General features: G+C 39.1%; 25 protein-coding genes and 1 pseudogene. 25 read left to right on the forward strand and 1 reads right to left on the reverse strand.

Going from position 1 to position 24,020, the window contains the following annotated elements:
• Positions 1–59 precede the first annotated feature (59 nt).
• From folE to aroA, 13 genes are all read left to right on the forward strand, one after another.
• The gene (folE, locus tag A6754_RS09250; RefSeq protein WP_066444150.1) at positions 60–629 is read left to right on the forward strand and encodes a GTP cyclohydrolase I FolE; all 570 of its coding nucleotides are present in this window, start codon (positions 60–62) and stop codon (positions 627–629) included.
• A gap of 108 nt (positions 630–737) precedes the next feature.
• Positions 738–968, forward strand: a complete 231-nt coding sequence (gene mtrB, locus A6754_RS09255) for a trp RNA-binding attenuation protein MtrB (RefSeq protein ID WP_066444152.1) — start codon at positions 738–740, stop codon at positions 966–968.
• Between the two features lie 359 nt (positions 969–1,327).
• The gene (locus tag A6754_RS09260; protein WP_066444155.1) at positions 1,328–2,143 is read left to right on the forward strand and encodes a heptaprenyl diphosphate synthase component 1; all 816 of its coding nucleotides are present in this window, start codon (positions 1,328–1,330) and stop codon (positions 2,141–2,143) included.
• Between the two features lie 2 nt (positions 2,144–2,145).
• Positions 2,146–2,853 carry a demethylmenaquinone methyltransferase gene (locus tag A6754_RS09265; RefSeq protein ID WP_066444157.1) on the forward strand — a complete coding sequence of 236 codons (708 nt, stop codon included), beginning with the start codon at positions 2,146–2,148 and terminating at the stop codon, positions 2,851–2,853.
• 75 nt (positions 2,854–2,928) lie between these two features.
• Positions 2,929–3,891 carry a heptaprenyl diphosphate synthase component II gene (gene hepT / locus A6754_RS09270; protein WP_066444160.1) on the forward strand — a complete coding sequence of 321 codons (963 nt, stop codon included), beginning with the start codon at positions 2,929–2,931 and terminating at the stop codon, positions 3,889–3,891.
• A gap of 130 nt (positions 3,892–4,021) precedes the next feature.
• A complete protein-coding gene (gene ndk, locus A6754_RS09275) occupies positions 4,022–4,468 on the forward strand; it encodes a nucleoside-diphosphate kinase (RefSeq protein WP_066444162.1) in 447 nt (148 codons plus the stop codon).
• Positions 4,469–4,630: 162 nt separating this feature from the next.
• Positions 4,631–5,404, forward strand: a complete 774-nt coding sequence (locus A6754_RS09280; protein WP_066444164.1) for a CheR family methyltransferase — start codon at positions 4,631–4,633, stop codon at positions 5,402–5,404.
• 444 nt (positions 5,405–5,848) lie between these two features.
• Entirely contained in the window at positions 5,849–7,021 is a 1,173-nt protein-coding gene (gene aroC / locus A6754_RS09285) for a chorismate synthase (RefSeq protein ID WP_066444166.1), read from the forward strand.
• The gene (gene aroB / locus A6754_RS09290) at positions 7,021–8,103 is read left to right on the forward strand and encodes a 3-dehydroquinate synthase (protein ID WP_066444168.1); all 1,083 of its coding nucleotides are present in this window, start codon (positions 7,021–7,023) and stop codon (positions 8,101–8,103) included. The genes aroC and aroB overlap by 1 nt, the downstream gene beginning before the upstream one ends.
• A 46-nt stretch (positions 8,104–8,149) precedes the next feature.
• Positions 8,150–8,524: a chorismate mutase gene (aroH, locus tag A6754_RS09295; RefSeq protein WP_066444175.1), complete on the forward strand. Its 375-nt coding sequence runs from the start codon at positions 8,150–8,152 to the stop codon at positions 8,522–8,524.
• Positions 8,525–8,565: 41 nt separating this feature from the next.
• Positions 8,566–9,666, forward strand: a complete 1,101-nt coding sequence (gene hisC / locus A6754_RS09300) for a histidinol-phosphate transaminase (RefSeq protein WP_066444178.1) — start codon at positions 8,566–8,568, stop codon at positions 9,664–9,666.
• 136 nt (positions 9,667–9,802) lie between these two features.
• Positions 9,803–10,909, forward strand: a complete 1,107-nt coding sequence (locus tag A6754_RS09305) for a prephenate dehydrogenase (protein WP_066444180.1) — start codon at positions 9,803–9,805, stop codon at positions 10,907–10,909.
• A gap of 11 nt (positions 10,910–10,920) precedes the next feature.
• Positions 10,921–12,204 (forward strand): 3-phosphoshikimate 1-carboxyvinyltransferase, encoded by a 1,284-nt coding sequence (aroA, locus tag A6754_RS09310; protein WP_066444183.1) that lies wholly within the window; start codon positions 10,921–10,923, stop codon positions 12,202–12,204.
• Between the two features lie 136 nt (positions 12,205–12,340).
• On the opposite strand, the pseudogene A6754_RS23430 reads toward aroA, so the two are convergent.
• Positions 12,341–12,818 (reverse strand): annotated as a pseudogene (locus A6754_RS23430) (DinB family protein).
• A 254-nt stretch (positions 12,819–13,072) separates the two neighbouring features.
• On the opposite strand from A6754_RS23430, the gene A6754_RS09320 reads away from it, so the two are divergent.
• From A6754_RS09320 to A6754_RS09375, 12 genes are all read left to right on the forward strand, one after another.
• Positions 13,073–13,978 (forward strand): hypothetical protein, encoded by a 906-nt coding sequence (locus A6754_RS09320; protein ID WP_066444189.1) that lies wholly within the window; start codon positions 13,073–13,075, stop codon positions 13,976–13,978.
• 19 nt (positions 13,979–13,997) lie between these two features.
• Positions 13,998–15,263, forward strand: a complete 1,266-nt coding sequence (locus A6754_RS09325) for a tetratricopeptide repeat protein (RefSeq protein ID WP_066444191.1) — start codon at positions 13,998–14,000, stop codon at positions 15,261–15,263.
• A 45-nt stretch (positions 15,264–15,308) separates the two neighbouring features.
• Positions 15,309–15,851: a ReoY family proteolytic degradation factor gene (locus A6754_RS09330; RefSeq protein WP_066444193.1), complete on the forward strand. Its 543-nt coding sequence runs from the start codon at positions 15,309–15,311 to the stop codon at positions 15,849–15,851.
• A gap of 183 nt (positions 15,852–16,034) precedes the next feature.
• Positions 16,035–16,499, forward strand: a complete 465-nt coding sequence (locus tag A6754_RS09335; protein ID WP_066444196.1) for a YpiF family protein — start codon at positions 16,035–16,037, stop codon at positions 16,497–16,499.
• A 148-nt stretch (positions 16,500–16,647) separates the two neighbouring features.
• A complete protein-coding gene (locus A6754_RS09340; protein ID WP_066444201.1) occupies positions 16,648–17,154 on the forward strand; it encodes a QcrA and Rieske domain-containing protein in 507 nt (168 codons plus the stop codon).
• A gap of 3 nt (positions 17,155–17,157) precedes the next feature.
• Positions 17,158–17,832 (forward strand): menaquinol-cytochrome c reductase cytochrome b subunit, encoded by a 675-nt coding sequence (gene qcrB / locus A6754_RS09345; protein WP_066444203.1) that lies wholly within the window; start codon positions 17,158–17,160, stop codon positions 17,830–17,832.
• 35 nt (positions 17,833–17,867) lie between these two features.
• Positions 17,868–18,632 (forward strand): menaquinol-cytochrome c reductase cytochrome b/c subunit, encoded by a 765-nt coding sequence (locus A6754_RS09350; RefSeq protein ID WP_066444205.1) that lies wholly within the window; start codon positions 17,868–17,870, stop codon positions 18,630–18,632.
• 591 nt (positions 18,633–19,223) lie between these two features.
• On the forward strand, positions 19,224–20,486 hold the full coding sequence (gene ltrA / locus A6754_RS09355) for a group II intron reverse transcriptase/maturase (RefSeq protein ID WP_066441994.1): 1,263 nt from the start codon (positions 19,224–19,226) through the stop codon (positions 20,484–20,486).
• A 199-nt stretch (positions 20,487–20,685) separates the two neighbouring features.
• A complete protein-coding gene (gene lhaT, locus A6754_RS09360; RefSeq protein WP_066444207.1) occupies positions 20,686–21,285 on the forward strand; it encodes a lipoprotein heptaprenylglyceryl N-acetyltransferase LhaT in 600 nt (199 codons plus the stop codon).
• Between the two features lie 104 nt (positions 21,286–21,389).
• Positions 21,390–22,160 (forward strand): sporulation protein YunB, encoded by a 771-nt coding sequence (gene yunB, locus A6754_RS09365; protein WP_066444210.1) that lies wholly within the window; start codon positions 21,390–21,392, stop codon positions 22,158–22,160.
• Between the two features lie 308 nt (positions 22,161–22,468).
• Complete coding sequence (gene ypjB, locus A6754_RS09370) at positions 22,469–23,254, forward strand: sporulation protein YpjB (protein WP_066444213.1); 786 nt, start codon at positions 22,469–22,471, stop codon at positions 23,252–23,254.
• Between the two features lie 75 nt (positions 23,255–23,329).
• Complete coding sequence (locus A6754_RS09375; RefSeq protein WP_066444217.1) at positions 23,330–24,010, forward strand: zinc metallopeptidase; 681 nt, start codon at positions 23,330–23,332, stop codon at positions 24,008–24,010.
• Positions 24,011–24,020 lie beyond the last annotated feature (10 nt).

Consider the following 24,020-nt stretch of genomic DNA (forward strand, 5'->3'; position numbering starts at 1 on the left):
ATTATGCTAATATGAAAGTTATGAGCTATAAGAACCAGTGATGATTAGGAGGAACAATCATGGCATCAGTTAATACTGCACAGATAGAAGAAGCGGTCCGTCTCATACTAGAAGCTATTGGAGAAAATCCCAATAGAGAAGGGCTATTAGATACGCCAAAACGAGTGGCAAAAATGTATGAAGAAGTATTTATGGGATTAAATCAGGATCCTAAAGAATATTTCCAGACGGTATTTGGCGAAGATCATGAAGAACTCGTGTTAGTGAAAGATATCCCGTTTTATTCTATGTGTGAACATCATCTTGTCCCGTTTTTTGGTGTCGCACATGTAGCATATATACCGAAAAACGGAAAAGTAACAGGATTAAGCAAGCTGGCAAGGGCAGTAGAGGCTGTTGCGAAACGTCCGCAGCTTCAAGAACGAATTACATCTACAGTAGCAGATTCAATTCTTGAAACATTAGAGCCGCATGGCGTTATGGTTGTTGTTGAAGCAGAGCATATGTGCATGACAATGCGCGGTGTTAAAAAGCCTGGTTCAAAAACGATTACATCTGCAGTAAGAGGAGTTTTTGCAGAGGATGCTATTTCACGCTCAGAAGTACTTTCACTTATAGCGAAGAAATAAGCGATAGCAATTCAAGCTAAACTGAAGGAACATGTTTTATGGGCAGAGCAGCAATGAAATTCTCAACAATTAATTCTCTGCCTTAGTACTTCAAGAAAAAGGATGATCATGGTGGAAAAAAACAATAATGATTATATTGTCATCAAAGCTATTGAAGATGGTGTAAATGTAATTGGACTTACAAGAGGTTCCGACACAAAGTTTCATCACTCTGAAAAACTTGATGAAGGTGAAGTGCTGATCGCACAATTTACGGAGCATACATCAGCGATTAAAATTAGAGGAAATGCAATTATAAAGACATCCTATGGAGAAATTGAAAGCGATGCAAAGAAATAAGCACGCTGCTAAACTGGCAGCGTGCAAATTCCTTTTATATTCCTCTAACATGGTACTGTGATTTATGATATAATTGTCTCTGCCTTAAATGGGCAGTGGCAAAGTCAAATACAAGTTCAAAAGTAACCGCTTCAGGTGCTTTTTTTATAGAATTGAACCTTGTTTATTAAATGAAAAAGCTAAACGTAAAAATTATATATACATATCATTTTATTTTTAAAAATGCCAAACATAATAGATAGATCTATTCCGCCAATAAAACATGATTGCTTATTCCTTAAGAGTAAAAGAGGTTTTTTAGGACCGGCTGTCTGACTCAATGGTAGATAGATGAAAACTTTTGAATCAAGGGTGATTGCATGCAAAAACTTACCACTAATTTAGCAGATGTGAAATCACAAATACATGAGCATGTCAAACACTCATACTTATTTAAATATATAAATGAACCCGTTATAGATGAAGATAAACTTTTATTATTCACTTCAATTTTTTCTCTATATGATCTGCCAAAAATGCAAGCCGAACAATATGCTGTGACTGCAATGCTCGTCCAAATAGCATTAGACACTCATGAACTCGTTGAAAATGGAGAACTGAATGCCGAATTGCATAAAAGCAGACAGCTGACTATTTTAGCGGGAACTTATTATAGCGGTCTTTATTATAAAATTTTATCATCAATTGAAGATGTAGGAATGATTCGTACGCTTGCAGAAGGAATTAAAGAGGTTAATGAACATAAAATTTCTGTCTATCGTAAAGATAGTAAAAGTATTAAAACCTTAATGGACTCGGTAAAGAAAATAGAATCTGCACTTTTTGAAAGAGTTCTTACTTACTTTAATAGTGAGAATTTACAGGGCTTCACAGCGAATATTTTATTTTACAAAAAGCTTCTAATGGAAAGAGATCGCTTCTTTAAAGAGAAGCCTTCAATTGTTTTTGAAGCATTAGGAGAGCTTGTTTTTCCAGAGGCTGATCTGCAAAATAGCTCATTGGACTATAGAGATGAATTAATATCAGTTGCTGATTCGTATATAGAAAATACAAGGCAGGAAATTGAAAAATTGTACAAACAAATTCCTTATATGAACAGCTCACTTCAGCAAAAAATTCAGGCAATGATAGATTATGATACACATAAGGTGAAATCATTTGCGGAGGAAGGGTAAGCATGCAACAATCAAAAGAAGAACGCGTTCATAAGGTGTTTGAGAAGATTTATGGGAATTATGACAAAATGAATTCTGTCATTAGTTTTCAGCAGCATGTTAGATGGCGTAAGGATGTCATGAAACGAATGAATGTGCCTAAGGGTGCAAAAGCGCTTGATGTATGCTGCGGCACTGCTGATTGGTCCATTGCATTAGCTGACGCCGTTGGAGATCAAGGGGAAGTTTTTGGATTGGATTTCAGTAAAAATATGCTCAAAATTGGAGAGCAAAAAGTAAAAGAATTGCAGTTAAACCATGTAAAGCTAGTGCATGGCAATGCGATGGAGCTTCCCTTTCCAGATGATTCATTCGATTTTGTAACAATTGGTTTTGGCCTTAGAAATGTACCAGATTATCTGGAGGTATTAAAAGAAATGCGCCGTGTTGTTAAGCCAGGAGGAAAGGTCGTCTGTCTTGAAACGTCTCAGCCTACTCTGCCGGTATATAAACAGCTGTTTTACTTATATTTCCGTCATATCATGCCGTTTTTTGGTAAACTATTTGCAAAGAGCTTTGATGAATATGCATGGCTGCACGAATCGGCAAAGGATTTTCCCGGCATGAAGGAGCTTGCAGAATTATTTAAAACTGCTGGATTGACGAATGTTCATTATAAATCGTACAGTGGCGGAGTAGCTGCTGTTCACATAGGGATGAAGGAAAAATAATATTGGATCTGAATGCTTTGTTCATTACTAAGTGTATGATGCATTAGGGATTTATAAGCTAGGTGAGATGAAGATATGAAATTGAAAATGATGTACTCATTTTTGAATTCAGATATAAACGTGATAGAAGAAGCATTGGAAAACGCTATTCAAGCCCAGTCACCGCTGCTTCACCAGGCTTCTCTGCACTTATTGCAAGCAGGGGGGAAAAGACTGCGACCTGTATTTGTATTGCTTGCAGGTAAATTTGGAGACTATGACATCAACAAAATGAAGGATGTTGCTGTTTCACTTGAGCTGATTCATATGGCTTCACTTGTTCATGATGATGTGATTGATGATGCAGAGCTGCGCAGAGGTCAGCTGACCATAAAAGCGAAGTGGGACAATCGAATCGCCATGTATACTGGCGATTATATATTTGCGCGAGCTCTTGAACTAATATCCAATATCGATAAGCCATATGCACATCAAATATTATCTAATACACTAGTTGAACTTTGCATAGGTGAAATTGAGCAAATAAAAGACAAATATAACTTTGATCAAAACCTGCGCAGTTATTTGCGCAGAATCAAAAGAAAGACAGCTATTTTAATTGCTGTCAGCTGTCAGCTTGGAGCCATTGCTGCGGATGTAGAGGAAGAGCTGCACAAAAAATTATATAAAATTGGCTATTATATTGGCATGTCATATCAAATCATAGATGATGTGCTGGATTTTATCGGAACAGAACAAGAGCTTGGAAAGCCTGCTGGCGGTGATCTGCTTCAGGGAAATATAACACTTCCCGCATTATTTGCGAGTGAAAATAAGCAAATACATGATAAAATGGTCAATGTTTCAGAGCATACAACACGTGAGCAAATACAAGAAATCATTACGCTTATTAAAAATTCTGGTGCAATCGAACGCTCTTTAAAGGTCAGTGACCAATATTTGCAAAAGGCACTTGTGCTGATTGACGAACTTCCAACTAACCGCTCAAAGCGGGCATTTCGAGATCTTGTGCGTGTGATCGGGAAGCGGCGATTCTAACTTGATTTTCACTTTTCTAAGTTATTTTATTTGACAGAAAAATTTGAAGTTGAATAATTGTCAAATAAGTGTTAATATTTTCGTGGATTGTCTATGACAGCCATATACATATAACTTAGGAGTGGAGACTATGCAAAAGACGTTTTTAATGGTCAAGCCTGATGGGGTACAGCGGAATTTAATTGGTGAAATTGTTTCTCGTTTTGAAAAGAAAGGCTTTCAGTTAGTTGGAGCAAAATTAATGAGTATTCCAAAAGAGCTTGCCGAAGAGCATTACGGTGAACATAAAGAACGTCCATTTTTCGGTGAGCTTGTTGATTTTATTACTTCTGGCCCAGTGTTTGCTATGGTTTGGGAAGGCGAGAATGTGATTGCAATTGCTCGTCAAATGATGGGTTCTACTAATCCAAAGGATGCAGCTCCTGGAACTGTGCGCGGAGACTTTGGTGTGATTGTCGGCAAAAACATCATTCATGGTTCAGATTCTCCTGAAAGTGCAGAACGTGAAATTGGCTTATTCTTTAAACAAGAAGAATTAGTTGAATATAATAAATTAATGAATGATTGGATTAATTAATCATTGTATAAATTTAAGAACATGGCTAAGCTTAAAACCACTTGCATTTGCAAGTGGTTTTTTGTAACCGTATACAATGTTTAAGAGAAAATTTAGGTGATTCTATTTTCTTCTATTTTCCGTTATACTTCTAACTAGGACTATCGATAGAGGAGAATAAAAATGGTTCAAGAATATCAGGAATTTATAATGAATATTAAGAAGAAGACAGGAATTGACTTAGGGGCATATAAGGAAGCACAAATGAAAAGACGCCTGGAGTCTTTATACGATAAAAAAGGATTTACATCATTTCGTGATTTTTTTCACGCTATCAACCAGGATAAAAGCCTTCTGGATGATTTCTTGGACCGTATGACCATTAATGTATCGGAATTTTACCGAAATGCGAAGCGGTGGGAGGTATTGGAGAATAAAATCCTGCCTCAAATATACGGAAGAACAAAGCAAGTAAAGGTTTGGAGTGCAGCTTGTTCTACTGGTGAGGAGCCCTATACGCTTGCTATGATTATGTCAAAAGTGATGCCGTTCTCCCAAATTAACATTCTCGCAACAGACCTGGATGAAAAGGTCATTGATCGCGCCAAAATTGGGATTTATCCTGAAAGATCTTTAAACGAAGTTCCTTCTGAAATGAAACAGAAATACTTTCAAAAAGAAGGCAGTTTATATAAAATTTCAAATGAAATCAAAAAAACGGTGACATTTAAAAAGCAAAATCTGCTGTCTGATTCATTTGGCGGGCCTTTTGATTTAATTGTTTGCAGAAATGTTCTCATCTATTTTACGGAAGAAGCCAAAGATGGCCTTTATCATAAATTCAGCCAAGCATTAAAGCCAGAAGGGTTCTTTTTTGTCGGAAGCACAGAACAGATTTTCAATCCGGGAAAATACGGTTTCCAGACAGAGGATACATTCTTTTATAAAAAAAGCTGAAAAGAAGAGGCTGGACATTATATAGCACGACCATAGAAACGAATGGTTAGAAAGTCGATCTTTCTATCATTCGTTTTTTATTTGTATTTCTAAAATATATCTTTTTCATTCATAAGTGTAATGAGCGGAGAACACTCGACTTCTGTGGACAATAGAGGAAAGCGGGTAGAACATGCTAGTTTAAATAACCAAACCATGAACATTGAATTTCGTGTTCAAGACATATTAATCTAGATTTGCCCCAGCCAACTCTCTTATTTTTATCGACAGTGCCGCATCTCCCAACCATCACTCTGCTTTTCAGCTTAAAGCCTTCATGGTAAAATGACTGCAATTGATCAAACAAGAAAAATTTTCGAAATTCAAAAATTTTTCTATGTTTTACATAAGGGCATATGTTATATTGGTACATAATCCTTTAACAAGTTGAAGGGGGAAAGAGTTTTGAGATACTTAACATCTGGAGAATCACATGGGCCACAGCTGACAGCGATCATTGAAGGGTTACCAGCTGGGATGCCGCTAGTCGATTCGGATATAAATGAAGAATTATCAAGGCGCCAAAAAGGTCATGGAAGAGGGCGCCGCATGCAAATTGAAAAAGATACAGTCAACATTACAAGCGGTGTACGACATGGTTATACCCTTGGCTCACCAGTATGCCTTGCAGTCGAAAATAATGACTGGAAGCATTGGACCAAAATAATGGGGGCTGAGCCGTTAAATGAGGACGAATTGGCTGAAATGAAAAGGGTCATTTCAAGACCAAGACCTGGACATGCTGATCTGAATGGTGCCTTAAAATATGGCCACAGAGATATGAGAAATGTACTGGAACGCTCTTCAGCACGTGAAACAACTGTGCGGGTTGCAGCTGGTTCTGTTGCCAAAAAACTACTAAGCCTATTAGGCATAAAAATTACTTCTCACGTTCGTGAAATTGGCGGAATTAGTGCAGATATTAAAGAATATCCGCCAATTGATGAAATGATGAAAATTTCCGAAGCTTCTCCTGTCCGCTGTCTCGATGAAAATGCTGGACAGAAAATGATGAACTTAATAGATGAAGCAAAGCAAAATGGTGATTCAATTGGCGGTATTGTTGAAGTAATTGTTGAAGGCATGCCTCCTGGAGTTGGCAGTTATGTTCACTATGATCGAAAGCTGGATGCGAAGCTTGCTTCCGCCATTGTCAGTATTAATGCCTTTAAAGGAGTAGAATTTGGCATTGGTTTTCAGGCTGCAAGAAAACCTGGAAGTGAAGTGCATGATGAAATTGCATGGAACGAAACAGATGGCTACTACCGCAAGTCTAATAACCTCGGAGGTTTTGAAGGCGGTATGACAACGGGAATGCCAATCGTCGTCCGTGGTGTTATGAAACCAATTCCTACACTGTATAAACCATTGCAAAGTGTGGATATTGAAACAAAAGAACCATTTACGGCCAGCATTGAAAGATCCGACAGCTGTGCTGTTCCTGCTGCAGCTGTTGTAGCAGAGCATGCGGTGGCATGGGAGCTTGCCTCAGCACTTGTGAGCCAGTTTTATGCAGACCGCTTTGAGACTCTTCTGGAGACAGTGGAAATGCAAAGAACATATGCGAGGGAATTTTAATGAAGGCTGTTTCTGTTCAAACTTCTTCAAAAGAGTATCCAGTTTTAATAGGGGAAAAGATCATCCATGAGCTTCCCCTTTTTTTACATAATGAATTTCCTCAGCTGACAAAACTGATGATTATAACGGATGAAAACATTGGCAAATTATATTTACAAGATTTGCTTGAAGTGCTTTCAGACTTTGAATCCAGTCATATCATTGTTCCTAATGGTGAAAATGCAAAAACGTTTGCAGTATACCATGAATGCCTGACTTTTGCGCTAAAACAGCAGCTGGACCGTAAATCACTCATACTGGCATTTGGTGGCGGAGCAGTAGGAGATTTAAGCGGGTTTGTTGCTGCAACGTATATGCGCGGTATTCCTTTCATCCAGATCCCTACTACCATTTTGGCACACGATAGTGCGGTTGGAGGAAAAGTGGCGATTAACCATGAGCTCGGGAAAAATATGGTTGGTGCCTTTTACCAGCCAGAAGCCGTTTTTTATGATTTAGAATATTTGCATACACTGCCAGAAAGAGAAAAGAGATCTGGATTTGCAGAAGTAATCAAACATGCTCTTATTCATGACCTCTCTTTTTATGAGGAGCTCAAAGAAAAGGTCAAAACAATAGAAGATATTCAAGCACGGCTAATACAGCCTTTTTTAGCTAGAGGTATTGAGATTAAAGCGAATATAGTAGGAGAAGATGAGAAAGAAACAGGTAAACGTGCCTTTTTAAATTTTGGCCATACACTTGGTCATGCAGTTGAAGCAGAGATGGGCTATGGCGGCTGGTCACACGGAGAAGCGATTATTGTCGGCATGAGGTATGCCATCCAATTAAGTAAAAAGTATAATAAATTCGCTTTTAATGATGAAGAATTTACAAACTGGCTAATTTCATTAGGATACGAAACAGAGATCCCAGCTGAAATTCCAGCTGAAAAACTTCTGCTGCGCATGAAGCAAGATAAAAAAACTATTGGTTCTTCCATTACATTCGTATTGCTTGAAGCAATAGGAAATCCAATGATGATGAAAATAGATGATGAAGCTTTAATGATGGAACTTGAGCGTTTTGTCAAAAAGGGATAAGACGAAAAGCAACAATACTTAGACAGGATGTAAAGGAGGAAAAAAAGTGATCAGAGGGATTAGAGGAGCAACCACGGTTGACGAAGACAGTGAAAAGCTCATTTTAGAAGAGACAGAAATTTTGCTCAAAGAAATAATTAAAGAAAATAAGCTCGAAGCGGAGCAAGTTGCCTCTGTACTCTTTTCAGTCACAGAAGATCTGACTGCGTGTTTTCCTGCAAAAGCAATGAGAGCAATTGACGGCTGGAAATACGTTCCTGTCATGTGTACACGAGAAATTCCTGTGCCAGAATCCTTGTCTCTGTGTGTACGGGTGATGATGCATGTCAATACAGACAGATCACAGCAGGAAATAAATCATGTATACTTGCGTAATGCCATTTCGCTGCGACCGGACTTGGCGGAAACGGAAAAAGAATAAACACTATTAATGAGGCTTTTTAATTAGAGGTGGGGATAACGATGAAATGGAAGGAACAGCTTTTAAGTTTAACACCATATCAGCCAGGAAAATCAATTGAAGAAGTGAAAAAGCAATATGGCTTAGCAGAAATCACAAAGCTGGCATCAAATGAAAACCCATTTGGCTGCTCCCAGGCAGCATCTGATGCTATGCAGAAGGACCTTTCATATTACGCTTTATATCCGGATGGTTATGCACAGGAACTGCGTGATACGCTTTCAAGCTTTTTGAAAGTAAAACCAAGTCAATTAATCTTTGGAAATGGATCCGATGAAATTATTTTAATGATAGCAAGAGCATTGCTAAGTCCTGGGACGAACACCATTACATCTGCTCCTACTTTTCCTCAATACAAGCATAACGCTATTGTTGAAGGTGCAGAGATTAGAGAAGCACCGCTTAAGAATGGCGGCTTTGACTTAGATAAGATGCTGGAGCTTATCGATGAGAATACATCTGTTGTATGGATCTGTACACCAAACAATCCAACAGGTGTCTATATTCCTGAAAAGGATCTTATTGCATTTATAGAAAAAGTTTCTGAAGATGTTTTAGTTGTAATTGATGAAGCTTATTGTGAGTATACCACTGCAGAAGATTATCATGATTCTGTAAAACTTGTAGAACGTTTTCCAAACGTCATTGCGTTAAGAACTTTCTCAAAAATATATGGCCTTGCCAGTCTTCGAATTGGCTATGGAATTGCTAATGAGAAGATCATTCGCGGCTTAGAGCCTGTCCGTGAACCTTTCAATGCAAATAGATTTGCTCAGGCTGCAGCAATAGCTGCCGTTGGAGACCAATCTTTTATTGAAAACTGTAAAGAAGCTAACAGGAAGGGATTAGAACAGTTTTATACTTTCTGCAAAAACAGGAATCTGAAGTATTACCCTTCCCAAGCAAACTTTATTTTAATCGATTTTGCTGCAGATGCAGATGAAGTTTTTCAATATTTACTAGAAAAAGGTTATATTGTCCGTTCCGGTAAAGCGCTTGGATTTCCTGAAGCAGTGAGAGTAACAATCGGTTCAGAACAGCAGAATGCAGGAGTTATTTCTGCAATGGAGCAATATCTCAAAGTTCAGAATGCACGAAATTAAAATAGTTTCAGAGGTGATCGATCTGCCTCTGAATTTTTTTCAATTTAAACAGAAATTGAGTCTTTCCTTATTACTACAAGCAAGAAACTAATGATTGGTACAGTGTGAAACTCGTTTTAAAGGGAGAGGTCATAACATGCAAGGAAGAGTATTGATGATCGGATTGGGGCTTATTGGCGGATCTCTTGCCCTTTCAATTAAAAAAGCTCATGAAAAAGCTTGGATTGTTGGCTATGATGTTAATGAAGAACAAGGAAGGTTAGCAAAGATGCTGACAGTTGTAGATGAATTAGCAGTCTCAATTGATGAGGAAGCGGTGAAGGCTGATTTGATTATAATTGCAGCTCCTGTTATAGAAACCGAGCATATCCTTCATCAATTATTAAGGCTCGAGCTTAAGGAAAATGTTATTATTTCGGATGCTGGAAGTACAAAGCAGGAGATTGTTCGTGCAGGTGCGAAATTCAAAGAAAAGAACATTGCCTTTATTGGAGGTCATCCAATGGCAGGTTCACATAAAAGCGGCGTTTCTGCAGCTCGCCCGCTGCTTTTTGAAAATGCCTTTTATTTGCTCACACCTGAAGAGCATATTAAAGAAGATCAACTAGATCTCCTGCAAAATTGGCTCTCAGGAACCAATGCAAGATTTTTAGTTGTCAGTCCAAAAGAACATGACCAATTAACAGGGGTTATCAGTCATTTTCCGCATATTATTGCAGCCTCCCTTGTTCATCAGGCTAAGAGGTCTGGCGAAACGCATGAGCTTGTAGCACGTTTAGCTGCTGGTGGATTTAGAGATATAACAAGAATTGCCTCAAGTAATCCAAACATGTGGAGAGACATTTTATTGCACAACAAAGCTGTCCTGCTCGATCTTTTGGAGGATTGGCAGCTTGAGATGGAAAAAGTGAAAACGATGCTTACTTCTGCTAGTGGTTCGGAAATTCATCACTATTTTGCCGATGCCAAGCATTATCGTGATGATCTGCCCCAAAAGCAGAAAGGGGCTATTCCCGCTTTTTATGATTTGTTTGTAGATGTGCCTGATTATCCTGGTGTCATTTCGGAAATTACGGGATACTTAGCTAAAGAAGAAATTAGCATTACAAATATAAGCATACGGGAAACAAGGGAAGATATTATGGGTGTGCTCGTCATCAGCTTTCAAACAGACGAAGATCGCAGCAGAGCCATTTCTTGTATAAAGCATCATACACAATATGACACAACAATAGGGTTATAGGAGGTAAAACTGTGAAGCTAGTACATGATATTCCTGGATTAAAAGGAAACGTACAGGTGCCAGGTGATAAATCAATATCACATCGCTCGATCATGTTTGGGGCAATCGCCACTGGAGAAACAAAAGTAACGAATTTTCTGCAAGGGGATGATTGTTTAAGCACAATTTCCTGTTTTAGAAAACTTGGTGTCCAAATAGACTTACAGGAAGATCAGGTGGTTATTAAAGGATCAGGCTTAGCTGGTTTAAAAGAACCTGAAGATATTTTACATGTTGGTAATTCAGGCACAACCATTCGACTAATGATGGGAATTTTGGCTGGCAGAGATTTTCACTCCGTTCTGATTGGTGATGAATCAATTGCCAAACGGCCAATGACAAGAGTAACAAAGCCGCTTCAGCAATTTGGTGCAAGCATTCAAGGAAGAAAAAATGCAGAATTCACGCCAATTTCTTTAAAGGGCGGTCCTTTACAGGGAACTACATATGAAATGCCGATTGCGAGTGCACAGGTAAAATCGGCACTGTTGTTTGCTGGCCTGCAGGCAGAAGGAACAACAACAATCATCGAGCAGGCAAGAACAAGGGATCATACAGAAAAAATGATCAAGGCTTTTGGCGGGAAAGTGGAAGTTGATGGATTAAAGGTCAGTGTGCAAGGCGGTCAAGAGCTTAAAGGCACAACGGTGCATGTTCCTGGTGATATATCTTCAGCAGCTTTTTTTCTCGCAGCTGGTGCCATCGTGCCAAACAGTAAGATCACCTTGAAAAATGTCGGTTTAAACCCAACGCGTACAGGTATGATTGATGTGTTATCAGCAATGGGAGCAAATTTACAAGTGGCTCCATACGAAAACGGACAGGCAGAACCAGCTGGAGATCTTACCATTCAGACATCGGCTTTAAAAGGGACTGTCATTGATGGTGAATTAATTCCTCGGCTCATTGATGAGATTCCGATCATTGCTCTTCTTGCAAGTCAAGCAGAGGGTCAAACGATCATTAAAGATGCAGAGGAATTGAAGGTAAAAGAAACGAATCGTATTGATACTGTTGTGAATGAGCTCCATAAACTTGGTGTGAAGATTACTGCAACCGATGATGGAATGGTGATTGATGGGAAGTCGGCTATTTCAGGCGGCAAAGTATCAAGCCATGGCGACCACCGCATTGGAATGATGCTTGCTATTGCTGCTGCCATCAGCAAAGAAGAGATCCATTTAGAAGAAGCTGAAGCCATCTCGGTCTCATACCCGAATTTTTTTGAGCACTTGCATAGTTTGATTGCAGAATAATGTTTTGATTTTATCATTGTGTGAAAAGAAACAGCCTGATAAGGAGGGATCAATTAGATCCTGGCCAATCAGGCTGTTTTTTTGTGAAAATGAAGATATTACCAGCTTGTTCTATTGAGACGTAAACGAGAGAAGGTTATACCTGTGGCGCAATTTTACTGGTATGAAGGCATTTCTTAATATCATTTATTGCCTGCAGATGCATTCCTTCATGGAAAATAGTTCTAATTAATACTTGCTCAATTGTTTGCATGCCCATTTCTGTTGGCGGAAATTCTTTGTCTAAACAATTGCTATATTGTTTAAGGATCAAATCAGGCTGCTTTTTCAGCAATTCTTTAAGTTCAGAATATGTAGGTGTCAAAGCTTTCTGGACTAGTTCCAAACCCAAAAGATTTTCGAATGCATTCGGGTATTTCAATGTTTTCTTTTGTTAAAGTCTCAATCCATAAGTATTGATCAAGATAAAGATGACCTATTTGCCATCTTATATTGTTGCGGAAATTTTCCGGAATCCATTCTGCTTCATGGTCAGTTACGTTTTCCAATGTATGAAGAACTTCTTCACGGTAGGTTTTTAATTGCCTGAAAAGGTTTTCCTGTCGGCTATTCATTTTGAAAAACTCCTTTATTAAATTGATTAACAGTTTATGTTATAAAACTAACACCTTAACTCTGAAGGCTGTTGGAATATATTAGTGTATTTCGATTTTTTGGCTGATTTTACCTTCTTGAAATGGTGTTAAGTGAAAAAATATTTTTAAAAAATTCTATAGGATTAAGAGTCCCGGATTCTTCTGATGAGAAACAGTCATTATTTTCACACCATCTTCATAGCTTGTCTTAAGACCGTTAAGAGGGTGATTTGATGGCGTACATTATTGAAAATGCAAATATTGTTAGCGGAGATACAATTAAAGAGTCTTCTCTCTTCGTTGAGGAAGGGAAAATTTCCACGTTGAAAACTGCATTTCCACGCTATAAGCATATGAGGATGAATGCCAATTCTTTTTTGCTGACACCAATCCATGTGATGTATGATTCAAAATTTCCAAATCTGGGCTCTCATCTTAATCAGAAAAGCTATTTTACAGAGGAGTATATTTTAAAAGGAACTACTGCAGTGCTGACATCCGTCTATGTGCACTTTGAAAAGGATCTTAAAACCAATATTAAGCGTTTGAAAACAAATTTGCTTAACAGTCCGATTGACTATATAATCGGAGTGCGCATCCCCCTGAGACTATTAACAACATCTTTTTTGTTAAAATCGAAACAGGAGAGGATTCCCGCATTATTTATAGAAATAGATAGTGTTGAAGAATTGAAAAATATGCCTTGGGGCTGGATCCGAGAAGCCATGTTTCCATACAATAGCCCTTTGATCCCTGTTATAAAATACGAGCAGCCTTCCGAGCGGACATTGGCATTAAAGACGTGGAAGATGATTGTTAAGAATGAGAAAATCCCTGCCTTATTGGGGGAGCTGCCGGAAAAGCAAAATCTGTCCAGAAGTATATTGGCGAAAATTGGCATCTATCCTTTAAAAGCGGCAATTCAAATAGGAAGTGAGCTTTCCTATAATCTTTATCTTCCTGGCAAGGAAATCATAAAAATTGAAGAATTAGAGCTTAATGATTATCATAAAGAAAGGTTAGCGGTTACGGTTCATAAAGGAACAGTAATCCGAGCCGGTGATGAGGTTATGTACAGACCCGGAGCCGGGGAACACGTACTTATTAAAACTCCTTCTTATTTTACATTTGGAGATTAGAGAGCGAAAGGAAAAATACATGGATAAAGTTAAGCAAATCATTTCTCTATTAGAAAACGGTCAGCATGAAGAAGCAATTAACAATTATAAAGATATATTAAAAGATGGATCCCACGAAGAAAGGTTTGTGTTAGCGGAGGAGCTGCTCCAATTCGGATTTCTTGAAGAAGCAAAAGCCCTGTTCGAACGCTTATTACAAGCCTATCCAGAAGAAGGGGAGCTGCTCGTTTTACTGGCAGAAATAGAGATCGATCTTGGCAATGAAGAGGAAGCGATTCTTGTTCTTGAAAAAATAGATCACAATGATCCAAGTTACCCCCAAGCTCTTCTGCTCCTTGCTGATTTATACCAAATGCAGGGTTTGTTTGAAGTAAGCGAACAAAAGCTTTTACAGGCAAAGTCTATCCTGCCTGAGGAGCGTGTCATTGATTTTGCGCTCGGCGAGTTATTTTCCGAGGAAGGCAAGTTTCTTGACGCCATAAAGGCTTACCAGAAGGTCTTAAAGACTGATGAAGTTATTGCGGGGGTAAATGTAAACGAAAGACTTGCCGACGTTTTAAGTGCGTCTGGAGCCTTTGAGGATGCATTGCCTTTCTTTGAAAAAGCATTAGAGCATAAACTTGAGATCAATACCTTATTCAGCTATGCCTTTACTGCCTTGCAAGCAGGATTTAATCGTACAGCCATTGAAAAGTTTAATGAATTAAAAGAATTAGATCACGAATATCATTCACTTTATTATCATCTTGCTAAAAGCTATGAGCGAGAAGAAGAGCTGGAAAATGCGTTTAATAGCATTAAAACAGGCATTGCACAAGATGAGTTTAATAAGGAGCTATTTTTCTATGGAGGAAAGCTTGCGCTGAAACTGGGAAAAGAAGATGAAGCTGTCGATTTATTCAGGCAGGCGTTAGCTCTTGATCCTGAATATACAGAAGCTGCCCTAACTTTAAATAAAGTATTTTTAAAGCAGGAACAATATGAAGATATGCTTGAAATTGTCACTTTAATGGAGCAGTTTGAAAATGAGGAGCCGCAAATTTTATGGGATGCTGCTGTAGCTTATCAGCATCTTGAAGAATTTTCACAGGCATTAAACAAATATCAGCTTGCATATACTTATTTTAAACAGCAGCCGGATTTTCTTTCTGAGTACGGTTATTTTCTAATTGAGGAAGGAAAAAGAGTGGAAGCTGCAGAAATCTTTAAGCAACTCATAAAGCTCGATCCGGAAAATGGGGAGTATGCGGATGTATTGGCACGGATTACAGACGAATACATGTAAAGGATCGTTCTAAAAATCTGGCTGTTAGCAGAGGAGGGAATCACATTGACGGCCCCTGTATCTGTCAACGAAAAAAAAGATTTTATTCGCTGGTTTTTGAATCACTATCAACTGAAGAGACGGGAATGTGTCTGGATTTTAAACTATCTGATGAGTCATGATGGTTTAATGGAGAAGGTTCATTTTGTGGACCAGGCACAATATTGTCCGCGAGGTTTAATCATGTCAGCACATTGTGTAGATGAAGCGCCTTTTCGCTTTTATAAAGGCAATGTGATGACAACTGACGCGGAAAAGTCGTTTCATGACATCCGGCTAAACAGAGAAGAAGAGATTTATATTCAGTTAAACTTCCATGCGTCAAATCAAGCCCATCAGTATGCAGCTGTACTCGAAGAGAATCCATTTATGCCGAAGAAGCTGCAAATAAGTGATAAGGACCGTATCATAGCGGAAAGATTCCTTACTGAGAGCATTGAGAAATTTCAAAAAGAAAAATTGCTGTCCCTTATTGATGAGGCATTAGATCGTCATGATAAGGAAGCATTTGCAGCTTTAACAGATCAATTAAAAAAACTTAAAAAGTGATAGAAAGAGTCTGTACAATTGTGCAGGCTTATTTTTTTTAATGGATACTTATATTTTTTCGATTAGACTTCTGCTGAAACATACACATTATTGTAAAAATGCATTCGCTGAAATAGGATCATTGTTGCCGTTTCCTGGACATGTTATGATTAGCTAAAATAGTATCTTTTTGGGGTGATTTGGGTGAAGTGGAATTCAGAGGACATTGAAATGTTTATAAAGGAAAAACAATATATTGATACAGTTGTTCTGCCTTTATATCCTGTCTCTTTCGGCGATGATATTAAGCAGGCTGTAGGCATTACAGAGTTCATATCATTGCTCTCCGTTCAATTAGAGAGACAATTTAAAGGGAGATTATTAATGCTTCCTGGTTTTTCCTATTTAAAGAATGCAAATGAAGATAAACTTGTCAGTGATATTAAGCACTGGGAAACAGAGTTAATGTCACAAGGATTTTCACATGTTTTCTATGTAACTAGTGACAGTAATTGGAAAATTCATGAAGGAAACCTGGAAGGTGACTTGATCTGGCTGCCTTCGCTGCCATTAGAACATATGGAGGAGAAATATAAAAATCAAATTCTGGAAGATCAAGTGAAACAGCTATTGAATTTATTTGTCCGGAAATGGCAAAATAATGAATGAAAGCAATATTAATCACTTTGTTTCCATCTTTGTGCACAGGATTATATTGACCTTACATAATTATTGATATATCATTGGTATGTCCTAGTTTTATATTGTGTTGAATTATGTCCGTTGGACTCAACTTCATAATAGAGGGGGGAAAAGTATGAGCAAAAATCGTGTTTCAAGACGTCAATTCCTAAACTATACTCTTACTGGTGTAGGCGGTTTCATGGCAGCTGGGATGTTAATGCCTATGGTTCGCTTTGCAGTGGATCCTGTTTTGCAGCATAAGGGTGAAAGCGATTTTATTCCAACAAAACAAAAGATTTCTGAAATCACTGAAGTACCAACAAGAGTTGATTACACATTTGAACAAGTGGATGCATGGTACACTTCTGAAGTTACTGGATCTGCTTGGGTTTACAGAGATGAAAATGGAGAAGTTGTAGCCTTATCACCTGTTTGTAAACATCTAGGCTGTGTAGTTGACTGGAATTCGGACGAGTCAAATCCTGAACACTTCTATTGTCCTTGTCATGGTGGATTATATACAAAGGATGGTACGAATGTGCCTGGAACTCCTCCAATTGCTCCACTCGATGTATTTCCAATTCAAGATGTAGACGGCTATTTGCATTTAGGTAAAGCAGAACCGCGAAAGGGGGCGTAATCATTGTTAAACAAAATTTATGATTGGGTAGATGAGCGTTTAGATATTACGCCAATCTGGCGGGATATCGCTGACCACGAAGTGCCTGAGCATGTTAACCCGGCGCATCATTTTTCTGCGTTTGTCTATTGCTTTGGCGGTCTGACGTTTTTCGTAACTGTAATTCAAATACTATCTGGTATGTTCTTATCTATGTACTATGTTCCAGATATTCAAAATGCTTGGGAATCGGTTTATTATTTGCAAAACCACGTAGCATTTGGACAAATTGTCCGTGGAATGCACCACTGGGGAGCAAGCTTAGTTATTGTCATGATGTTCTTACATACGCTGCGAGTATTTTTCCAAGGCGCTTATAAAAAGCCTCGTGAATTGAACTGGGTTGTTGGTGTACTTATTTTCTTCGTAATGCTGGCACTTGGTCTAACTGGTTATTTATTGCCGTGGGATATGAAAGCGTTATTTGCTACAAAGGTTACAATTCAAATTGTTGAATCGACACCGCTGATCGGGGAATACCTGAAAATTCTAATCGCAGGAGATGCAGATATTGTTGGTGCGCAAACTATTACAAGATTCTTTGCTATCCATGTTTTCTTCTTGCCTGCTGCATTATTTGCTTTAATGGCGGCCCACTTTATCATGATTCGAAAGCAGGGTATTTCTGGACCGTTGTAAAATTAAAATAATGAACGAAGGAGGGGAATTACCCAATGCATCGCGGAAAAGGTATGAAATTTGTAGGAGATTCACGTGTTCCTGCTGAGCGTAAGCCGAATATTCCTAAAGATTATTCGGAATATCCGGGGAAAACAGAGGCATTCTGGCCAAACTTCCTTTTAAAAGAGTGGATGGTTGGAGCTGTATTCCTAATTGGGTTCTTATGCTTAACTATTGCACACCAGCCTCCATTAGAGAAGATAGCTGATCCAAGTGATACAGCCTATATTCCATTGCCAGACTGGTATTTCTTATTCTTATATCAATTACTGAAATATACGTATGCATCTGGTCCGTACAATGCGATTGGAGCATTCATTATTCCAGGCTTGGCGTTTGGAGCTCTTTTACTGGCTCCATTCATTGACCGCGGACCTGAACGCCGTCCATCAAAGCGTCCATTAGCAACAGGTTTTATGTTATTGGCGCTTGCAGGTATTACATTCTTAACTTGGGAATCTGTTGCTCACCATGATTGGGAAGCAGCGGCACAGCAAGGAAAGATCGTAGCGGAAGCTGAGATTGATACAACTGCAGAAGGATATGCACTTCTAGAAGCTAACACATGCTTGTCATGTCACGGCACTGAACTGCAAGGTGCAGCTGGTCCTGCATTAATTGACGTTGAACTAACTCCTGAAGAAATTAAAGAAGTTATTCAAAACGGTCGTGGCGCAATGCCAGGTGGCCTATTTGCAGGCACAGAGGAAGAACTTGATAAGCTAGTAGAATTTATTGATAGCGTAGAGAGTGAATAATGTAATTAAAAACCGGTATGTCAATTGACTGCCGGTTCTTTATTGTGTGCCCGGCATGGGTGCAGGCTCTAGGGTGCGAGTCCCGAACGGCGAAGGCAGTAGTAGCCGTAGCTTAAGACAAGGATATGCGGGGTGACCCTCCTATCTGAAGGAAGTCGGCGGCAAACTTCCGCTCTGAGGAACACGAATCTCATATGAGGCTAGATGACATTGGGTGAGTCTGCAATACAAGACAAAGTCCATACTGCCAAAGGTGTCACATAGTAAATGAGGCGGAGACATGGAAGGAAAGTCTGTACTCTTACCCGGGGAGAACCTGTCGATATGCCGTACTCATGCGGTAAGCCTATCCGTGAGGATAAGTTGAACGACAGGCGTCAGCAGAAGCCATAGTACTTATTCGCTTAAGAGGATAAGGAAGGGCTGAACCGGTTATGGAAAATAGGAACTAGGCGTATCTTTCCATTCGATGAAACAGAAAACATAGTACCTGTTTAATGAAAGAAACGGTGAATCCGCGGGGGTCATTAAACAGGGTGGAGAATGAAAAGGACACAAACAGAACACCTATTTACGCGGGAGGTTATATCAATGTTAATGGAACGAATCATGTCACGGGAAAACCTACTTAATGCGATTAAAAGAGTAGAAAAGAATAAGGGAAAACATGGAGTGGACGAAATGCCCGTCACTGCTCTTCGTGGACATATTATGCTCAACTGGAGCGAACTGCGAAAATCCCTCTTCGAGGGAACCTATATCCCATCCCCCGTCCGTCGAGTCGAAATCCCGAAACCAGACGGCAAAGGGAAGAGGAAACTGGGAATCCCAACCGTGACAGACCGTTTCATTCAACAAGCAATCACCCAAGTGCTTACCAGAATGTATGACCCTAGTTTCTCTGAATGTAGCTTCGGCTTTCGCCCTAACAGGCGAGCGCACCAGGCTGTTAAATTAGCCCAAAGCTATATAGAAGAGGGTTATCGATGGGTAGTCGACATTGACCTTGAAAAGTTCTTTGACAAGGTTAACCACGATAGATTAATGAGTAAATTAGCCATGAGGATAAAGGATAGTACTCTCCTCAAACTAATAAGACGGTTCTTAACCTCTGGTGTTATGGAAGGCGGACTTGTCAGTCCTAACCTTGAGGGGACACCGCAAGGTGGACCTTTAAGCCCTTTACTTTCGAATATTGTGTTGGATGAACTGGATAAAGAACTGGAGCGCAGAGGACATCGCTTTGTCCGCTACGCCGATGATTGTAATATCTATGTGAAATCTAAAAGAGCTGGAGAAAGAGTTATGAAGGCAATGACCCATTTTATCGAGAGGAATCTTAAACTGAAGGTTAACAAGGATAAAAGTGCTGTAGACCGCCCTTGGAAAAGGAAATTTCTTGGGTTCAGTTTTACAAGTAATCTAAAACCGAAGGTGAGAATATCTCCCCAATCAGTTAAACGGTTTAAAGATAAAATAAGAAAGCTTACAAGCAGACGAAGGTCAATTGCCATGGAAGATAGGATTCATAACCTTAACCAATATCTAGTGGGATGGGTTAATTATTATCATTTAGCAGATACCCGTTCAGTAATCGCAAAACTCGAAGGATGGCTTAATCGAAGGTTAAGAATGATTCGATGGAAGGAATGGAAACTTCCCCAAACGAAGGTCAAGAAACTTATTAAACTAGGTGTTTCGAAAGGGAAAGCATATGAATGGGGAAATACAAGAAAGGCTTATTGGAGGATATCCAAAAGTCCAATTCTTCATAAAACATTAGGGAAAGCCTACTGGCTTTCCCTTGGGTTAAAAAGTATTTCTGCTAGATATGACTTACAGCGTTCGACTTAATCGGAACCGCCGTATACGGAACCGTACGTACGGTGGTGTGAGAGGGATAAATGGAGGTTAATCGCCTCCCCCTATCTCAATTGGTTCTGAACCTGCTGCTGAGTAAACCATAAGCAAAAAAAGCTATGACCTTTATGTTGCTGTTGTAAATGGAATACTTTATGATAAAAGAGAAATTTAGGTAGAGATGAGGTAAGTTATGAAATGGCTATTTCCGTTTTTTGCTAATCGTACCATTCTGTTATTACTGTTATTAATTAATATAGGAGGAACTATTTACGGTTATATATGGTATGAAGGGCAGCTTGTCGAGACACCCCTGCATTTTCTTCCATTTGTTCCGGATAGTCCTACTGCAAGTTTATTTTTTGTGTTTGTTCTTATTGCTTTTTTGCTGGGGAAAAATTGGCCGCTATTTGAAGCTCTTGCCATTGTGACCTTAGTGAAATATGGTGTATGGGCGGTTGTTATGAATCTGCTTGTCTTCCAAGTCACTGGTGATATTCAGCCTGCAGCTCTTATGCTGATTTTTTCACACGGTGCTATGGCGGTTCAAGGGATTTTATACGCACCCTTTTATCGTTTGAAAACATGGCACTTAGTTGCTGCTGGAGTCTGGACATTGCATAATGACGTGATTGATTATGTCTTTTTTATGCTGCCGAGATATCCAACCTTGGATTTATACATACCTGAAATCGGATACTTTACATTTTGGCTCAGTATTTTCTGTATAGCACTGACCTATTACTTATGTTTGCGAAAAAAATCCTTTCAATTAACTATTACATATAATTAAGGATCTCGCTAGACTCTATGGGTGCATGAAATTGTCGGGATAAGAGACGATACTTGTTTTATTTTCCCTGTACAATCATATATTGTACAAAGGGAGGGTTTCATGTGTTCAGAAGAAAGAGGAAGGGACTGTTTAAAGGACCTTTACCAGCTAAGCATGTATTCTTCATTTCGTTAATCCTTTTTGTCCTTCTTACTTTTTTTGGTCTTCTTATGATTGATGAACAAATTGAACCAGTATTAATGGATATTGCTGAAACACGGGCGAAGCAATTCTCAGCTCAAGCCATTAATGATGCCATTACAAAGGAATTATCGGAAACGATTGATGTAAACGAATTAATTGTTCGCCATGGTGATGGTGAAAATGCGCCTTACAGCTTTAATCAGCAGGTTGTAAACAAAGTGATGTCAGATACGAACCGGATGGTGCAGGAATATCTGGATTTAGTTGAGCAGGGTGAATTAGAGCAATTTGAAGCCTTTCGCAATGATTCCTATATTGATTATGAAGCTTCTCATAAGGAAAAAGGGATTATCTATCGAATCCCGCTTGGAATGGCTACAAAGCAAACATTATTCTCTAATCTAGGGCCAAAAGTGCCAATTAAATTTGAGCTTTTAGGTCACTCTATGTCAAATGTGGAAACGAAAATTCTTGAAACAGGCATAAACAATACATATCTCGAAGTTTATGTGAAGGTTCAAGTGCAAATGAAGGTCATCATACCGCTTGTTGAACGAGATATCGTTATGGAAAACTCGGTGAAAGTTGGCGATTTATTTTATCCGGGTAAGGTTCCTCAATATTTTAATGGCGGAAGCAGCGGGCAAGGAGATGTTAACCCTGTCATCATTCCGCAAGGCGGGAGTTAATATTGAAGTATATAGGAAAGAAACCAGAGAACGTTGCTATAGGTTCTTTGGTTTTTTTTATGGTTCGTTTGAGTCATTGAAGAATATCAATTTGCTGACTGAAAAAGAATTATGAATTCCTTCTTGATGAGTCTCCGCATATCCATAGCCGGAGGATGTTCAGGATCTGACCAAGAAAGCAATCACCAGAGGGCGTGAAAAAGGATATACTCTCTCTAAATGGAATTGTTCACTTCATCATTTTTCATGTTCTAGCCTTGTCCATTTTCTCATACATTTTCTAATAGGGATTAGAGGAGGGACAAGGTATGAAGAAACTATATTCACTATTAATAAGCATATTATTTTTCATTCTTATGCCGTTTTCGGTGTATGCAGAAAGCAGTTCACCTGTTGATAAATTAAATGAGATATCGGACGAAGCACTTCAAATGATGAAATTGAAGCGGTATGATGATGCTAAAAGGCTGCTGGACTATTTCTCGGAACAATATGTATATGCGACAGGAAATGAGCGGCCATTTACATCCGAAGAACTGAGAGCAGTAACGTCCACTCATCATGAAGCGCTTCAGGCTGCTGTGAGTTCTGAAATGAACTATACGGACAGAGTAAATAGCCTAACAAAATTCCGTCTTGTTATGGATGCTGTAACATCTACATATCAGCCAATGTGGACTGAAATGGAATCACCGATCTTATCTGTTTTTAATGATGCAAAAGAGGCAGCAGAAAGTGGAGACACTGAAAAATTTCATGTTAGCTATAATTCCTTTTTAAACTTATATCATGTTGTATATCCAAGCATGAAGCTCAATATTTCTCCAGAGAGAATGCAAAATGTTGATACACAGGTTCAATATATTGACCAATATCGTCCGGATATTATATCATCAGGACAACCGAATGAGCAGCTGGAAGCATTGGAAGCCGACCTGCAGTCCATATTTGAGGATATGACAGAGGATGAAGCGGATCCATCTCTTTGGTGGGTAATCATTTCGACAGGCAGCATCATTATACTTACATTATCCTATGTAGGCTGGAGAAAATATAACGGTGACAAGAGAAAACAAAAGAAGCAAGAGAGTTAATATAATTTCTATGTTTCCATGAGAGGCCATAAGGGGAAGATAACAACAAGAAGGTAAATAACAGGAGGGGTTATTATGGGAGCATATTTGATATACTTTGCCATAATTATCATCATTCCGATCTGGGCACAGTTTAAGGTAAAAGGAGCTTACAATAAATATTCAAAAGTAGCATCCTCTTCCCATATGACAGGTGCAGAGGTCGCAAGAAGAATATTAGATGCAAATGGACTTTACGATGTGAGTGTATCGGAAGTGCGCGGTCAGCTTACAGACCACTATGATCCAAGGTCTAAAGCGGTTAGACTTTCTTCAGGCAACTACCATGGCCACTCAGTGGCTGCTGCAGCCATTGCTGCTCACGAAGTAGGTCATGCTATACAGGATGCAGAGAGTTATTCGTTTTTAAGATTGCGCCATACGCTTGTTCCGGTAGCAAATATAGGTTCGAACTTTTCATGGATCTTAATTATGATTGGATTTTTTGCAGGAGCCAGCGGTTTTGTCCTGCTGGGGATTCTCTTTATGGCTGGGGCTGTATTATTTCAAGTTGTTACCCTGCCAGTCGAGTTTAACGCCTCCAATCGTGCCATGGATCAAGTCGTCTCCCTTGGTGTGATCCGCAATGATGAAGAACGTGAAACAAAAAAGGTACTAAATGCCGCAGCGTTAACATATGTTGCTGCAGCTGCAGTGGCTGTTTTGGAGCTATTGCGCCTAGTGCTCATATACACAGGTATGCAAAGGTCTGAATAAAAAAAGAAAT

The organism is Cytobacillus gottheilii (assembly GCF_001636345.1).
GTDB classification, from domain to species: Bacteria; Bacillota; Bacilli; order Bacillales; family Cytobacillaceae; genus Cytobacillus; species Cytobacillus gottheilii.

What these genes read in the sequence shown, in the direction of transcription:
- folE (WP_066444150.1), top strand. Translation starts at nt 60, where the DNA reads ATGGCATCAGTTAATACTGCACAGATAGAAGAAGCGGTCCGTCTCATA.
- mtrB (WP_066444152.1), top strand. Translation starts at nt 738, where the DNA reads ATGGTGGAAAAAAACAATAATGATTATATTGTCATCAAAGCTATTGAA.
- A6754_RS09260 (WP_066444155.1), top strand. Translation starts at nt 1,328, where the DNA reads ATGCAAAAACTTACCACTAATTTAGCAGATGTGAAATCACAAATACAT.
- A6754_RS09265 (WP_066444157.1), top strand. Translation starts at nt 2,146, where the DNA reads ATGCAACAATCAAAAGAAGAACGCGTTCATAAGGTGTTTGAGAAGATT.
- hepT (WP_066444160.1), top strand. Translation starts at nt 2,929, where the DNA reads ATGAAATTGAAAATGATGTACTCATTTTTGAATTCAGATATAAACGTG.
- ndk (WP_066444162.1), top strand. Translation starts at nt 4,022, where the DNA reads ATGCAAAAGACGTTTTTAATGGTCAAGCCTGATGGGGTACAGCGGAAT.
- A6754_RS09280 (WP_066444164.1), top strand. Translation starts at nt 4,631, where the DNA reads ATGGTTCAAGAATATCAGGAATTTATAATGAATATTAAGAAGAAGACA.
- aroB (WP_066444168.1), top strand. Translation starts at nt 7,021, where the DNA reads ATGAAGGCTGTTTCTGTTCAAACTTCTTCAAAAGAGTATCCAGTTTTA.
- hisC (WP_066444178.1), top strand. Translation starts at nt 8,566, where the DNA reads ATGAAATGGAAGGAACAGCTTTTAAGTTTAACACCATATCAGCCAGGA.
- A6754_RS09305 (WP_066444180.1), top strand. Translation starts at nt 9,803, where the DNA reads ATGCAAGGAAGAGTATTGATGATCGGATTGGGGCTTATTGGCGGATCT.
- A6754_RS09320 (WP_066444189.1), top strand. Translation starts at nt 13,073, where the DNA reads ATGGCGTACATTATTGAAAATGCAAATATTGTTAGCGGAGATACAATT.
- A6754_RS09325 (WP_066444191.1), top strand. Translation starts at nt 13,998, where the DNA reads ATGGATAAAGTTAAGCAAATCATTTCTCTATTAGAAAACGGTCAGCAT.
- A6754_RS09340 (WP_066444201.1), top strand. Translation starts at nt 16,648, where the DNA reads ATGAGCAAAAATCGTGTTTCAAGACGTCAATTCCTAAACTATACTCTT.
- A6754_RS09350 (WP_066444205.1), top strand. Translation starts at nt 17,868, where the DNA reads ATGCATCGCGGAAAAGGTATGAAATTTGTAGGAGATTCACGTGTTCCT.
- ltrA (WP_066441994.1), top strand. Translation starts at nt 19,224, where the DNA reads ATGTTAATGGAACGAATCATGTCACGGGAAAACCTACTTAATGCGATT.
- lhaT (WP_066444207.1), top strand. Translation starts at nt 20,686, where the DNA reads ATGAAATGGCTATTTCCGTTTTTTGCTAATCGTACCATTCTGTTATTA.
- ypjB (WP_066444213.1), top strand. Translation starts at nt 22,469, where the DNA reads ATGAAGAAACTATATTCACTATTAATAAGCATATTATTTTTCATTCTT.
- A6754_RS09375 (WP_066444217.1), top strand. Translation starts at nt 23,330, where the DNA reads ATGGGAGCATATTTGATATACTTTGCCATAATTATCATCATTCCGATC.